This is a genomic window from Stenotrophomonas sp. ATCM1_4, from assembly GCF_004348115.1.
Taxonomy (GTDB): domain Bacteria; phylum Pseudomonadota; class Gammaproteobacteria; order Xanthomonadales; family Xanthomonadaceae; genus Stenotrophomonas; species Stenotrophomonas capsici.
Genome location: NZ_QPFB01000001.1, coordinates 3,026,093 through 3,040,144, shown reverse-complemented (window position 1 = coordinate 3,040,144; position 14,052 = coordinate 3,026,093). Strand labels below are relative to the sequence as shown.

Annotated in this window: 12 protein-coding genes, 1 tRNA gene and 1 riboswitch; of the genes, 5 read left to right on the top strand and 8 right to left on the bottom strand. The window is 64.6% G+C overall.

Going from position 1 to position 14,052, the window contains the following annotated elements:
- The first annotated feature begins 2 nt into the window (after positions 1-2).
- Together ATCM_RS14060 and ATCM_RS14055 are read left to right on the top strand one after the other, a co-directional pair.
- Positions 3-1,184, top strand: a complete 1,182-nt coding sequence (locus ATCM_RS14060) for an HlyD family efflux transporter periplasmic adaptor subunit (RefSeq protein ID WP_132865107.1) — start codon at positions 3-5, stop codon at positions 1,182-1,184.
- A gap of 7 nt (positions 1,185-1,191) precedes the next feature.
- Entirely contained in the window at positions 1,192-2,751 is a 1,560-nt protein-coding gene (locus ATCM_RS14055) for a DHA2 family efflux MFS transporter permease subunit (RefSeq protein WP_132865106.1), read from the top strand.
- A gap of 206 nt (positions 2,752-2,957) precedes the next feature.
- Here the strand turns inward: ATCM_RS14055 and ATCM_RS14050 are convergent.
- Together ATCM_RS14050 and ATCM_RS14045 are read right to left on the bottom strand one after the other, a co-directional pair.
- Positions 2,958-3,042 (bottom strand) — tRNA-Leu (locus tag ATCM_RS14050).
- A gap of 85 nt (positions 3,043-3,127) precedes the next feature.
- A complete protein-coding gene (locus ATCM_RS14045; protein WP_132865105.1) occupies positions 3,128-3,550 on the bottom strand; it encodes a hypothetical protein in 423 nt (140 codons plus the stop codon).
- A 2-nt stretch (positions 3,551-3,552) separates the two neighbouring features.
- On the opposite strand from ATCM_RS14045, the gene ATCM_RS14040 reads away from it, so the two are divergent.
- Complete coding sequence (locus ATCM_RS14040) at positions 3,553-4,356, top strand: SIR2 family protein (RefSeq protein ID WP_207911816.1); 804 nt, start codon at positions 3,553-3,555, stop codon at positions 4,354-4,356.
- 546 nt (positions 4,357-4,902) lie between these two features.
- Here ATCM_RS14040 and ATCM_RS14035 read toward each other — a convergent pair.
- Complete coding sequence (locus ATCM_RS14035; protein WP_132865104.1) at positions 4,903-5,622, bottom strand: hypothetical protein; 720 nt, start codon at positions 5,620-5,622, stop codon at positions 4,903-4,905.
- A gap of 63 nt (positions 5,623-5,685) precedes the next feature.
- The gene (locus tag ATCM_RS14030) at positions 5,686-6,570 is read right to left on the bottom strand and encodes an HNH endonuclease (protein WP_132865103.1); all 885 of its coding nucleotides are present in this window, start codon (positions 6,568-6,570) and stop codon (positions 5,686-5,688) included.
- A 125-nt stretch (positions 6,571-6,695) separates the two neighbouring features.
- Between ATCM_RS14030 and ATCM_RS14025 the strand changes: the two genes are divergently transcribed.
- Entirely contained in the window at positions 6,696-7,082 is a 387-nt protein-coding gene (locus ATCM_RS14025; protein ID WP_132865102.1) for a hypothetical protein, read from the top strand.
- A 256-nt stretch (positions 7,083-7,338) separates the two neighbouring features.
- Entirely contained in the window at positions 7,339-8,556 is a 1,218-nt protein-coding gene (locus tag ATCM_RS14020; RefSeq protein WP_165931184.1) for a GGDEF domain-containing protein, read from the top strand.
- Between the two features lie 96 nt (positions 8,557-8,652).
- Here ATCM_RS14020 and pnuC read toward each other — a convergent pair whose 3' ends face one another.
- The 4 genes from pnuC to ATCM_RS14000 all read right to left on the bottom strand — a co-directional run bounded on the left by pnuC (position 8,653) and on the right by ATCM_RS14000 (position 13,979).
- The gene (gene pnuC / locus ATCM_RS14015; RefSeq protein ID WP_207911815.1) at positions 8,653-9,249 is read right to left on the bottom strand and encodes a nicotinamide riboside transporter PnuC; all 597 of its coding nucleotides are present in this window, start codon (positions 9,247-9,249) and stop codon (positions 8,653-8,655) included.
- Positions 9,246-11,414 carry a TonB-dependent siderophore receptor gene (locus ATCM_RS14010; RefSeq protein ID WP_132865101.1) on the bottom strand — a complete coding sequence of 723 codons (2,169 nt, stop codon included), beginning with the start codon at positions 11,412-11,414 and terminating at the stop codon, positions 9,246-9,248. The genes pnuC and ATCM_RS14010 overlap by 4 nt, the downstream gene beginning before the upstream one ends.
- A gap of 70 nt (positions 11,415-11,484) precedes the next feature.
- Positions 11,485-11,580, bottom strand: a riboswitch (TPP riboswitch).
- A 43-nt stretch (positions 11,581-11,623) separates the two neighbouring features.
- On the bottom strand, positions 11,624-12,760 hold the full coding sequence (locus tag ATCM_RS14005) for a phosphotransferase (RefSeq protein WP_132865100.1): 1,137 nt from the start codon (positions 12,758-12,760) through the stop codon (positions 11,624-11,626).
- Between the two features lie 253 nt (positions 12,761-13,013).
- Positions 13,014-13,979 carry a hypothetical protein gene (locus ATCM_RS14000; RefSeq protein WP_132865099.1) on the bottom strand — a complete coding sequence of 322 codons (966 nt, stop codon included), beginning with the start codon at positions 13,977-13,979 and terminating at the stop codon, positions 13,014-13,016.
- Positions 13,980-14,052 lie beyond the last annotated feature (73 nt).

The following is a 14,052-nucleotide window of genomic DNA, read 5'->3' as shown; positions in this document are numbered from 1 at the left end:
CCATGAGCCAGACTTATTCCAATGACGCGGCCGCCGCCGCACCCAGCCGCCGCGGCAAGCTGCTGCGCGGCCTGTTCCTGATCGTGGTGATCCTGCTGGTCGCCTTCGTGGCGTGGTACTACCTGATGGGCCGCTGGGCCGAGGAAACCGACGACGCCTACGTGGTCGGCAACCAGGTGCAGATCACCCCGCTGGTCGGTGGCACGGTGGTGTCCATCGCCGCCGATGACGGCATGAAGGTGGAGCAGGGCCAGTTGCTGGTGCAGCTGGACCCGGCCGACACCGAGGTGGCCATGCAGCAGGCCGAAGCCAACCTGGCCCGCACCGTGCGCCAGGTGCGCGGCATGTACCGCAGCGTGGAAGGCGCGCAGGCCGAGTTGAACGCCCGCCAGGTCACGCTCAAGCGCGCCCGCGAGGACTACGCGCGGCGCAAGGGCCTGGCCGATACCGGCGCGATCTCGCGCGAGGAACTTGCCCACGCCGCCGATGAACTGGCGGCCGCCGAAGCGGCGGTGTCCGGTTCGCGCGAAAGCGTGGAGCGCAGCCGCGCGCTGGTCGATGACACCGTCATCGCCACCCAGCCCGACGTGCAGGCCGCCGCGGCGCAGCTGCGCCAGGCCTATCTGAACAATGCCCGCGCCGGCATCGTGGCGCCGGTCAGTGGCTACGTGGCCCGTCGTTCGGTGCAGGTTGGCCAGCGCGTGCAGCCGGGCGCCGCGCTGATGGCGGTAGTGCCGACCGAGCAGATGTGGGTGGAGGCCAACTTCAAGGAAACCCAGCTGCGCCACATGCGCCTGGGCCAGGAAGTGGAACTGCGCTCGGACCTGTACGGCGGCGAGGTGACCTACAAGGGCCACATCACCAGCCTGGGCCTGGGCACCGGTTCGGCGTTCTCGCTGCTGCCGGCGCAGAACGCCAGCGGCAACTGGATCAAGATCGTGCAGCGCGTGCCGGTGCGCGTGGCCATCGATGCCAAGCAGCTGGCTGACCACCCGTTGCGCATCGGCCTGTCGATGAAGGCCGAGGTGAACCTGCACGACCAGAAGGGCAGCGTGCTGCCGGCCGACGTCGCCAAGGGCACCGTGTATGGCACCGAGGTCTACGCCAGGCAGCTGCAGGAAGCCGACGCGCTGATCCACGCCATCATCCAGGGCAACCTGCCGTCGTCGGCCCGCGCCGGCTGAGGTCACCATGTCCGCTCAAGCTCCCGCAGCCCCGCAGGCGGAGGCCGGCCAGGCGCCGGTCAACGTCGCGCTGTGCACGGCCGGCCTGGCGCTGGCGTCGTTCATGCAGGTGCTCGACACCACGATCGCCAACGTCTCGCTGCCGACCATCGCCGGTAACCTCGGAGCCAGTTCGCAGCAGGCGACCTGGGTCATCACCTCGTTCGCGGTCAGCACGGCCATCGCGCTGCCGCTGACCGGCTGGCTGAGCCGGCGCTTCGGCGAGGTGAAGTTGTTCATGTGGGCGACCATCGCCTTCTCCATCGCCTCGCTGCTGTGCGGCATCGCGCAGAGCATGGGCATGCTGGTGGTTTCGCGCGCGCTGCAGGGCTTCGTCGCCGGCCCGATGTACCCGATCACCCAGTCGCTGCTGGTGTCGATCTATCCGCGCGAGAAGCGGGGGCAGGCGCTGGCGCTGCTGGCGATGATCACGGTGGTCGCGCCGATCGCCGGGCCCATCCTCGGTGGCTGGATCACCGACAACTACAGCTGGGAATGGATCTTCCTGATCAACGTGCCGCTGGGCGTGATCGCCGCAGCCATCGTCGGTGGCCAGCTGCGGCACCGCGTGGAGCAGGTCGAGAAGCCGAAGATGGACTACGTCGGCCTGGTCACCCTGGTGATCGGCGTGGGCTGCCTGCAGCTGATGCTGGACCTGGGCAACGAGGAAGACTGGTTCGCCTCGACCAAGATCGTGGTGCTGACCTGCATCGCGGTGGTGATGCTGGCGGTGTTCGTGATCTGGGAGCTGACCGACAAGGATCCGATCGTGGACCTGCGCCTGCTGCGCCACCGCAACTTCCGTGCCGGTACGCTGGCGATGGTGGTCGGCTACGCCGCGTTCTTCTCGGTGGCGCTGATGATCCCGCAGTGGTTGCAGCGGGACATGGGGTACACCGCGATCTGGGCGGGCCTGGCCACGGCGCCGTTGGGTTTCCTGCCGGTGTTGCTGGCGCCGTTGCTGGGCAAGTTCGGGCACCGCTTCGACATGCGCACGCTGGCCAGCTTCGCCTTCGTGGTGTTGTCGGCGACCTGCTTCCTGCGCGCGGGCTTCAACCTGCAGGTCAACTTCGAGCATGTGGCCGGCGTGCAGCTGTTGATGGGCCTGGGCGTGGCGCTGTTCTTCATGCCGGTGCTGCAGATCGTGCTGTCCGACCTGGATGGTCGTGAAGTGGCGGCAGGTTCGGGCCTGGCGACCTTCCTGCGCACCCTGGGCGGCAGCTTCGCAGCTTCGCTTACTACCTGGCTGTGGGCGCGCCGCACCCAGCAGCACCACGCCAGCCTGACCGAGCACGTGTCGCTGTACGACCCGGGCATGCATGCGCAGGTCACCGCGATGGGGCAGGGCGATCTGCAGCGCGGTGCCGCGGTGCTGGACAACATGATCGTGCACCAGGCCTCGCAGATGGGCTTCAACGACATCTTCCTGTTGCTGGGCTGGGTGTTCCTGTTGATCACCGGCATCGTGTGGATGGCCAAGCCGCCGTTCGGTGCGGGCGGTGGCGCGGCATCGGCGGGCGGTCATTGATCGGCGTTGGCCGAGCAGGTGCCGGATACGTGCCGAGCGTGGCTCGGCACGATCGGGTGGTACAGCGGTAGAGCGCTGCCGTGCTGCGCCGTGCCCTGCCGGATACGTGCCGGGCATGGTCCGGCACTGCCTTGCTTCGATCTTCTTTCGTGCTGGACTGCAGGCATGAAAAAACCCGCTTTCGCGGGTTTGATCTGTTTGAGTCGTGGTGCCCAGGAGAGGACTCGAACCTCCACGGTTTTACCCGCTAGTACCTGAAACTAGTGCGTCTACCAATTCCGCCACCTGGGCGACTCAGGGCGTGAATTCTGTTGGAGAACGCGCGACATGTCAACAGGATTTCGCAGGCGATGCGCAGGTTTTTTTCAGCGCTGCATCAGTCCTGCATCGCGTCCCTGCGGACATCATCAACTGCGGCGGGCAACGCGCGTGCGAGCACCTCGTGGATGCGCTCATCCGCTTGTTGGGCGGCGTTGAACCGCAGGACGCTGCCGGCGGTGTGCGATTGATCGAAGGCGTTGCCGGTGGCGGGCGCGATGTCTTCCCTCAGGGGGGAAGCGCGCAAGGCGAGTGCAATGCCGGTGGCATCGTTGATGCACGAGGCGGTGAGCGTGCGGTGACGCTGGCCGCGGCGCCGTGCGTGGCCGATGCGAAGGAGTTCGCGCGATGACGTGCAGGGGTGATGCAGGGGGTGAGCGCAGGCATGCTGCGCCGGGATGCTTGCCGAGCGTGGCTCGGCACCGCCTGTTCCGTGCTGGATCGCGGGCATGAAAAAACCCGCTTTCGCGGGTTTCTTCATTCTTGAGTCGTGGTGCCCAGGAGAGGACTCGAACCTCCACGGGCGATGGCCGCATAGCTCCACTTTTGGCAGCCGCTAAAAGCGGGGGGATTACCCATCCGCTGCTCTTCGTTGGCTATCGCGCAGAGGATCCGAATATAAAGGCAATTCTCTATGACGTTTATCGAATGACTCGCGCTGGAGATGGCCTGATTCCTAATATATACATACTGGAGTGGGATGATTCTGTTGATGCTTCGTCGTACCCGCCGCGAGACAAGGTCATATCAGTTGCGCCTGATGTAAATGTGCGAGTTAAGTGCATAGTGGCTTCAGGGTTTGAGTGGGTGTTCAAAGCCTTCGGGCAGGCGGGAAATTTGGAGAAGATAAACACGAAGCTGTTACGTGCATTGATGGCGCGCTCGGTGGAGCTTGTTCGATCAAATATTCCAAAGAAGCACGTAGAGGTTGATTTTCAGCAGCTAGAGCAGACTGTAGAATCCGGCGAGAGTTTTGCGAAACTTTTTGGTGTTACTTCAATTGCGGATCCATCCAAGGTTAATATTGACTATAAGTACGCTCTAATCGGCGTAGCTCAGAAGCTTGGCTTTAAGACATGGCATAAGGCAAGCGAGCTGATTAATCTGCTTCAAAATCAATCTGGTTTTGATATGCGTTCTACTGATAATAAGTACCACATTGCAATTAAATTGGGGCACAAATCAGCGATGTTGGGGCATCGATATACCGACGCTGCCGTTGATATCCTCCGCAAGGTTATGGACGGGGATACTTACGAGCTTGACAAAAGTGCGGTTAATCTCTAACCCCTGAATATAAGTAGGGGGGTGGGGGCAGAGTGAGGAAAGCAGGGGGCAGAGTCGAGTTTCTAAGTCTCCGGTCCTTGTTTCTTGGGTCGGCCAGTTCTTCTAGGTGTTAGTTTGCGACTGTACTGGGCTTCGATGGCTGCTCGAAATCGGTCGCTCCCCATTGGGCGCTGATGTCGTATGTGGTTGCTGAAGCGGGAGGCGTCTTCATCGCAGGCCTGCTGTACCAACTCTCGATAGGCATGCAGCCGTTCTGCTTCTGAGCGGGCCTGGCTGCTGTAGCAGACGTGCGGGCGAATGAGCGGGTCGGCTCTGCCCAGCGCGTTGTGGTGGTAGCTCGACCATCGGTAGCCACCTGCATGGGACACCATTCCGGCGCGGACGGGATTGAGTTCGATATAGCGATAGCATCGCAAGAGGTGTTCGTCGTTGGCGGCGAGGTGCGATTTGTACCGTCCCTTCCGCCGCGTGCCGGCGAGGGTAAGGTAGCTCGGCTACTGGGGACGACCCGTAGAGACAGTGTAAGAGTTCGTTCCCACCCCCGATTTACCCCCGGCCTTCCTCGTCATCTCGCTTGTTTGATTCGGTCAGGAGGAGCTCATAGGCCTGAATCCGTGCCCTTAGGTGGATGAGATGCCAGAACAACAGATAGGCCAGCATTAGGATGAAGGCGAGTAGGCCCTGAGCGAAGGTGATGTTGGAAATCGCCTTCCAGTCGGCCCATCGCCAATCCTTGAACTGCAAATACAAGGCAAGAAGTAACGGAATGACCCCCAGCCTTTCCATGCCGCCGGTGAAAAGGCTTAGCCGATCATGCATCGTGTTGCGCCGATCCTGGATATAGCGCAGGCGTCGCTTGCGCTCGGCCAAGGGAAAACTGCGGGTCAGTTTTACCAGATGCTGGTACTGCTGATAGCCGGACTCAAGCTCGCTTGCGTGGTGGGCGCGCGCATGGCGGAACTGATGCCAATCGCGACGAATCTGCAGTCCCGCGTAAGTCAACAAGCCGATGGTTTCGATAAATAGCCCGCCATAGGCGGCCACTGCCCCGGCGACGCCGTTCAAGGTCGTGCCCAATAGCAGTCCAAATCCCGCCCCGCCAATTCCCAGAATCAGTGAGTAACGCTCCCACTTTCCCGGCTTGGCGCCGTCTATGCCGTTGAGATACTGATCCAACAGTTGGTTGAGGTCAGAGAAATGCAAGCTCCGAAGTAAGAAGGGTGGCTCTTCGGAGGTGTGGCGGGGTGAGCTGCTCGTTGCATCCATGCGTGACGTCCAAAAAAAGGGAGTGGCCGGGAAGGCACGCTGGCGTGGTCTTCGACCCTGCATTCAGCGTTTGAATCGATTCTCTCGGTGCCAGCGTAAATACGTCGAATGCGGGCATTGCTCCGCGTGGGCCGGGACAGTTAACCGTCGCTTCGATGGGATCAGCTTATCCAGCTCGTCGGGAACTCCAGCTGGGGACAACAACACGTTGTACTGGTCATCAAAGCTAATCAGACCCCGATCAAATAGCCAGTGCACAGTGGCGGTCAGCGCGATGCCGTTGCGCACGGTATCTGGACCGTCGGCTTCCACGGGGAGGATATGCGCGGCTTGCACTTCGGGCCGGCCGCCGCCGTTGATGAGACATAAGCCGGTTACTGCACAGGTATTGGAGTAAGCGTTGCGCACGTGTTTGCGAAAGGCCCTGTCACGGAATCGCCGGGAGATGACCTGCTGGATGATGGGGCGAGGAGTGGATTCGGGGGTATCGCTGTCCGCCTCGTCTGCAAGCTCCCATGGCTCCAGCGCAGAGGTGAAGCCCGCTTTCAAGATCGCTTCAAACTCATCCGCTGGGATCAGTCGGACAGAGCGCCCAAATGCGCCCTTGTTAGTGCTGCCGTCCTCCTTCTGCAACAGCGACTCGTAGTAGGTGCCGCCTTCCTTGAAAGGAACGGCCCGGTCGAACTCAAGGAACTGATCCAAATAGGCGTAGAAGTGGCCGTCGAGCGTGCTGTCTGGCTCAATCTTGATGAGGCGTGCGACTGCGAAGTAGGCCTGTCGTCCGCCACTGCTGCTCTGCCCGGCATCGCGGCGGGGTTCGTAGTAGGCGATCAGATCGCCAACGGCCTGTGCGGCCTGGCCGTAGTAGGTCTTCGGGAAGTGATAACGCCGCTCGATCTGGTCGTCGTAACTAGAGCTTTCGGAAGCAGTAAAGATCGCATTCGCCATTCAGACTTTCCCCCTTTCGAGGGATGGTAGGCGAGCTGACTGGAATCTTCCATCTCAATGCGTGGGACGCGTCCAGGTCAGGCTCGCTGCTGGTTGTTCTCGTGGCTGATGGGATGAGAGAGAGCGTGAGTTACTCGGTGCTGGAGTACATGTATCGCGATGCAGGGAATTGGAAGACCCATGGCGTCGCTTTGCTGTTGGGCAATGTCGGGGCGTTGGAGGCGACGATTCGGTCTTGTTTGGATCCCGGGGAGGTGTTCGTGCCCGAGCAAGTGCTGCTGCCAGGGCTGCACCGCTGGCATTGGAATCAGTACGGCGACGGGCCCAACGACTTGGACCATGCATTTCATGAGTTCGTAGGATTGCGCGATGTTGGAAAGGAGGATGCTGAGTTGCATCCTCTCATTGGATCAACAATGGAAGTCGCAGCACTCTTCTTGGAAGCGCGCGGCCGATGGGACGTCCGCTGCTCGCGGTACTTGAGGGAGATGTATTCCGGCTGGGTAGGTTGAGTATGTGCCGGCTTGAGGCCGGACCACTACGTGTGCGAAAGCATCCGACGATACTCGGGTGCTTGCATCAACCGGGATGATCGTAAGAGTCAGGTCCATCTCTCGCGTTGCCGATGTTCCATTACGGAGAGGGCCGGTTTAACGGTGCGATTGGGTACGATACGCGCCACGTGATTTCTCCGCTCCGGATTCCGCTGCCCAGGCTGGCGGCCATCCGCGATGTTCTGCACCTGCGCTTTTCAACCTCGACCACCCCATGATCGCCACCCTTCTCGTAGGCATGCTGTGTGTCTACCTGCTGAGCTTCACGGTGATGTTCCTGCTCATCAGTCGGCGTCTGCATGGCGAGAAGATGGGCATGGACGCGTTTGCGGTGGGCAACCTCACGCTGGGCATGGCCTATGTGCTGCAGCTGCTGGAGGGGCCGGCGGGTTGGAGCTGGATGAGCGTGGTCAACCATTCGCTCACGCTCTGCTCGCTGCTGGCGTATTGCGTGGGGGGAGCGCGCTTCTTTGGCCGCGCCGTGCCCCTGCTGTGGCCATCGGTCGGTATTGGCATGGGCTATGCCGTGGTGCAGGTGCTGGTGGATGCGGCGTGGGGTTCGGTGGCGCGCTATGCGCTGCTCGCGGCGACCTGTGCGCTGTGCTTCGTCGGCATGGTGGCGGTGCTGTTGCACGGCGTGCGCACGTTCGCGCGCGACCTGCGCGGTGAGGTGCTGCTGTTCGCGTTGCTGATCAGTGGCATCTGCGTGCTCAATGTCATCAAGCTCATCAAGCTGCTCAGCGGCGGGCTGGCGGCGCTGAGCATGGATGGCCCGTTCCAGATGGTCTTCTATGTCTATATGTGCTCGCTGGCGACCATCCTGCCGCCGTCGATCGTGTGGCTGGTGTTGCGCCGCCTGACCGATGCGCTCCGTGGCATGGCCGCGCGTGATCCGCTGACCCAGCTGCTCAACCGTCGCGGCCTGACCGAGGCTTTGGACGCCTGGTTCCGGCGGCCCAATGCCCGGGCTCGCCTGTTGCTGGTCGATGTCGACCACTTCAAGCGCATCAACGACAACTACGGCCACCATGTGGGCGACGCGGTGCTGTGTGGCGTGGCGGATGCGCTGCGTGGCGCGGTGCGCAAGGACGACCTGGTGTGCCGGCTGGGGGGCGAGGAGTTCGCCGCCATCTGCATGGGCGCCGACGATGCGGCGGCACGGCGCGTGGCCGAGCGGGTGCGCGGGGCCATCCAGGACAAGGTGATGCTGCAAGGCCCCCGTTACGCGGGGCTGCGCTGCACGGTGACGGTGGGCGTGTCGCACTGCTTTGGCGACGAGGCCTCGCTGGAGCGCGCCATGCAGGACGCCGATGCCGCGCTCTATCGCGGCAAGCGCGCCGGGCGCAATCGCGTGGAGTGGGCGTTGCCGGTGGTGGATGCCCCGCCAGGAAGCGCGCCGATGAAGGCGGAAGCGGACGTGGCGCTCACCTGAGGCGCAGGCCCGGCCGCGCGGGAGGACGTGTGGCCTGGCCGATTCCCGCCGAAGGGGAGGGAACCGGCACGGTCGTCCGTGCGTCGCGCGCCGGGGTCAGGCGGCCGGCGAGGCCGGTCGTTGCATACGGTCCTGCGCGCCGGCCTTCTTCCACGCGCGCAGGCCCATCGCCGCCAGTCCGACGAACACCAGGTACAGGCCCGCCGTGGCATGCAGCGACTTCACCGCGTACATGCCGACGTAAACCACGTCCACCACGATCCATAGCCACCAGGCGGCGGTGTGGCGGCGCGCCTGCCACCACTGCGCGACCAGGCTGAGTGCGGCGAGCATGGCGTCCAACCACGGCAGGGCGGCTTTGGTCCAGCTGTGCATGGCCGCGCCCAAGGCAAGGCCGAAGGCGATGCCGATGCCCAGGTCGCGCGTCCACTGGCCGGTGGCCAAGGGCGCGATGACGATGCGGCCTTCGGCCTGCGTCTGTCTGCGCCAGTTGAGCCAGCCGTACAGCAGGAAGGCGGCGAACGCGCCCTGCAGCAGCGTGTCCGAGTACAGCCGGGCTTCGATGAACACCAGCGCGTACAGGCCCACCGACACCAGCCCCACCGGCCAGGCCAGCATCCGCCGCTGCGCCATCAGCCACACACCGAGGATGCTGGCCGCGACCGCCGACCATTCCAGGATCGCCGGGTTCATAGCGCGATGGTCACCGACAGGCGCGCCTGCCGCGGTGCTCCCGGGAACAGGTAGTAGTCACCGGAGCTGCTGCCGGTGTCGCGCCAGTAGAAGCGGTTGAACACGTTGTCCACCGACAGGTTCCAGTTCACCGCGTGATCGTGCAGCCGGTGCTGGAAGCGCAGGCCGGCGTCCACCACGCTGTAGCTCGGTGCGCGCACGCGGCCGTCGGCGGTGGCGACGTTGGAGGAGGCATAGCGCCAGCCGCCGGTGATGCCCAGCCCTTCGGCGAAGGGCAGGGCGTAGTCGGCATGCAGGCTGGCGCGGCTGCTCGGCACGTTGATCAGCGGGTGGCCTTCGTAGGCAGGCGTGCCGCTGTTGCGGGCGCGTGCGCGCAGCGCGGTGGCGCTGGCGGTGAGCTGTAGGCGTTCGGTGAGGTGGCCCTGTGCGCTCAGTTCCAGCCCGGTGTGGGTCTGTTGGCCTTCCTGCACGAAGGTATAGCCGTAGTCGCTGTCGTCGGGCTTGGCGTACTGGAACGGCTGGTTGATGCGGAACAGCGCCGCGCTCAGCGTCAGCGCATCCGACGGGGTGTACTTGGCGCCGACCTCGACCTGGCGCGAGCGCACCGCCGGCAGGAAGGTGCCTTCATTGGTGGTCCAGAACGGCGCCTCCTGGCCGAGCGAAATGCCCTGCGCATAGCTGGCGTAGAGGTTGAGGTCGTCGTTGGCGCTCCAGATCAGCGCGGTCTGCGGCAGGAAGCGCGACAGCCGGCTGCTGCGTTCCAGGTTGCCGCGCTTGTCGAAGGCGCGCTCGTCCAGGCGCACGAAGCGGCCACCGGCCAGCAGCTGCCAATCGTCGGCGAAGCTCACGCGGTCTAGCACAAACAGCGACTTCTGCGTGCTGTCCAGGCGGCGCACCGACGGGCCCGGCTGCAGCGGCGAGGGTGCGAATTGCGGCACGTCCCTGTCGTGGATGTTGGCGGTGCCCACGTACTCGTTGACGTTGCGACGCTTGTCCACGGTGCGGTCGAAGTAGTCCGCGCCCACGGTCAGCTGGTGCGCGACGTTGCCGGTGCTGAACTGGCCACGCAGCTCGGCACGCAGCTGGCGGTTGCGGCGGGTGTCGTCCGGGCTGCGGTAGTCGTAGATATCGTAGTCGCCGTTGGGCGCGAAGTAGTTGCCCGGCACGCTGCCGTCGGCGCATTCGGCGGCGTAGTAGCAGCCGTAGGCGAAGGCGACGTTGTCGTCGATGACCGAGCGGCTGTAGCTGGCCGACACGCGTGACTGCCAGGCCTCGTTGAAGTCGAAGGTGTGCAGCGCGGTGAGGTTGGTGCTGTCGATGCCGACCGGCGCCTGCCATGCCTGGTGGCCGAGCATCTTCTTGCGATCCACGTTGCGCGGCAACGCGGTGGCGCCCAGCAGCTGGTAGCCCGACGCCGAGCGCTGCGCGCTGGTCTGGTAGTTGGCATCCACTTCCAGCTTGCCGCGCTCGCCGATCAGCCAGTCGGTGGCCAGTGCGTAGAAGTTGCGGCGGCCGTCGGCATTGTCGACATAGGAGTTGCTGTCATCCCACGCGGCGTTGAAGCGCAGGCCGATGCGCGGCGTCACCCAATGGCCGACGTCGACCGCGGCATAGCGGCTGCCTTCCGAATCGGTGCCGAGGGTGACGGTGCGTACTTCGGCCGGGCGCTTGCCCACGTAGTTGATGACGCCGCCGGGGGCGATCACGCCAGCCGCCAGGCCGGCCTCGCCCTTGAGGATTTCCACCTGCTGCACGTTCTCCAGCGCCAGTCGCTGCTCGCCGGCCATGCTCAGGCCGTTGAAGCGGTAGCCGGTGGCCGTATCCAGCGCGAAGCCGCGGATGGCGATGTTCTGGTAATAGCCGACCGGTGCGTAGGCGTCGCCCAGCGACGCATCGTTGTAGGCCAGCTCGGACAGCGTGCGCACGTGGCGGCTGTCGAGCAGCTCGCGGTCCAGCACGGTGATCGACGCCGGGGTGTTCTTCCAGTCACCGGCGCCGAAGCTGTTGGACTGGGTGTTCCCGGCATGCGGCTGCTCGGCCTGCACGCGCACCGCGGCCAGCTCGGTGGGCGAGCGCTCGGCGGCGGTTTCGAGGTTGCTGGCGTACAGCGGCAGGGCCGCGCTCAGGGCAGCGCTCAACAGCGAGATTCGGTAGCAGCGGTTCATTCGTTTCGTCATCAGCCGGTGGGGGAGACGAAGCGAAGGCGCGCACGCGCAACCGGCCATGGAGGCGGTGTGCCTGCTGCTCAAAGCTCCCTACGCCGGTGCAAACCGGATCAGGTTCCAAGGGACTCTCTCAGCCTGCGAAAACCAGGCACCCCCGCTTCAGGCGCGTATTTGACCACAAACGGTACGGATTTGCGCCCCGTTGGTATTCAGGCAGCGGCGTGCAGGGCGGACAGCAGGGCCTGGCCGTCGGCGCTGCCGAACCAACGGGCATGGCCGAGCAGGAAGTCGTAGTAGGCGATGTCGGCATTGGCGGTGGAGCCGGTGATGCCGTGGAAGTACTCCACTTCGGACAGTGCGAAGTCCAGATGCACGATGGGCAGCAGATCGGCCAGCAGGTGTACCTGGGCGGCCGGGAGCGGGCGCACCTGCCGGTAGCCGTCGAGCAGGGCCAGTGCGGTATCCACATGCACGGCAGCCATGCCGCGCTCCAGTTCCAGCCAGGCGATGGCATTGCGCTCGATGGCGGTGGCCAGGTCGAACAGCGCGCTGGTCGGCGAGGCCAACCCGAAGTCGAGCACGCTGGCGATCCGCGTCGCCTCGCCCTCGCGCCGCCACAGCAGGTTGGAGACATGCCAATCGTTGTGTGTCCACAGGCGTGGCTCGGCCTGCAGGCGCGCGGCCAGGCCGTTGTGCCAGGGCAGCACATCCTGCTGCAGCTCCTGCAGCCATGGGCGCCGGGACAGGTAGTCGTGCAGGGCCGGGCGCGTGGAGGCGTCGCGTGCCAGCAGCGCGATGGGGTCTGGGCTGCGGATCAGGTCATCGCGGGCGACCAGGATGTGGGTGTCGCGCTGTGGCGCGGTGTAGCTCTCCGCTGCGTGGTGCAGCGTGGCCAGCATGCGACCGGCCTCGCGTGCCTGGGCGAGGTCGGTAAGCGGCGTCCATGACGGCGCATCGCGGTACAGGTCGTCCCCCTTGCCAACGGCATGCAGCTCGTAGGTCCAGCCTTCGTGCGCAAGGGCGGTGGCTCCGCTGCGGTCCGCCAGCACGTCAACCACGGGGACACCTGCCCGGGCCAGGTGTGCGATGAAGCGGTGCTCCTCGGCCAGCGTGGCGGCGGTGCGGACGCGGTGATGGTGGCGCTTGATGAAGACCCTGCCATTGACGCCTTGCGCGATGGCCGCAGCGGACATCGGGCGTGGGCTGTGCCAGATCAGCGTTGCCGTGGCTTCCAGCTGCGGGAAGCGCGTCGCCAGCCATGTGATCTCGCCGGCGCTGATCGCAGGCCAGTCGGCCGGCACCTCGTCGTTGTTGAGGCCTTGGACGCGGTGAGGGGAGGTGGTCATGGCAAAGCGGGGCGGGCGTGGCGGTGCAGGGGCGACAGGGTAGCGCGTCGGGCCGGCAAGGGGAGGGGACGTGCGGCGACGCCCCTCTCCCGCATGCAGGGAGAGGGGCGCCATGCATGGATGACCGGAGCCCGAATGCGCGGGGGCAGGGGAATGCCTCCAGTCCATCCCGCCTGGCCCGCAGAGGGTGGCCGACACGTTCATGCCCGCAGCCAACTGGGCGGAAGCCCCTACAGGCAAGTGAAGCGGGACGTCATCGGATGCTGCAGTTGATCGTCTCGCCATTCCAGCTGCACGACATCCGGTTGCGTCCCGCGGCGGAGCCTCCAATCGGGACACCGTAGAGACGGGCGGATTCGATCCAGCGTTCCAGATTTCTTGAGCCCTCCCGGCCTTCGCCGAAGTAGTAGTTGCCTGCGTACTCCGGTGCGGTATCGCGGGTGGCGATGGTTGCGTCCGGAAACTTGTTGCCGAGACCGTCGCGACTCTCGCCAGTCACGTACTTCGCCTCTCCCACGTTGTCCACGGTGACCCGGTAGACGGTCCGTGAGCCGTCGCGCCAATTGACCATCACGATGATGGACCCGGCACCGCGCAGGGAGCCCCAGGAAAGCGCCAGCTCCTGCAGGGTGAGTGCAACCGAGTTCCAGGCCGCGCTGGTGGTGTTTGCACCGGCGAGGTCCAGGGCGATTTCCCTGCCGAACCGAGTCCGTGACGTGGCGGACATGACGATGTCACTGGCGCTGAAGTTCTTGTAGGCATCCGGAAAGCGGATGCCCGTGGGGTTGGAGAACTGGGGGTCATCCGGGTGGGCCGTGACAACCAGCCCGCCCTTCGAATCCTTGGAGCGCCCACGTGCTGCCTCATCTGCCGGCGCGGGACCACCGAAGCCTGGGTAACCATTGGTCGGTTGGGAAGAAGGGGCCGCAGCCGCCGCTTCAAGAATCCGGTAGAACGCCGCCGAGATCTTCGCTGGAACGGTGACACGGAGGGTGCGCCAACGCTTGAACTCCTTGTCGTACTCGACATCGTAGGCGGTCAGCTTGGCGCTTTCGAAGTCGACGACCACGGTAATACCCGGCCCTTTGGAAATGGCAGCATTGACGGTGGACGGGCAGCGGTTGCATTCGACCACCCCGCCGGCGATCGCGGGAGTGGGGGTGAGCAGCACGGTGGCGGCGAAGAGCAGGCCAGCGAATGTGGATCGGATCCTTTCCATGGAACGAACTCCAGAAGCGGCTCATGCCGCACGGAAATGGTCAGTGCCAGCTGCTGCTGGATTCAATCCGAAA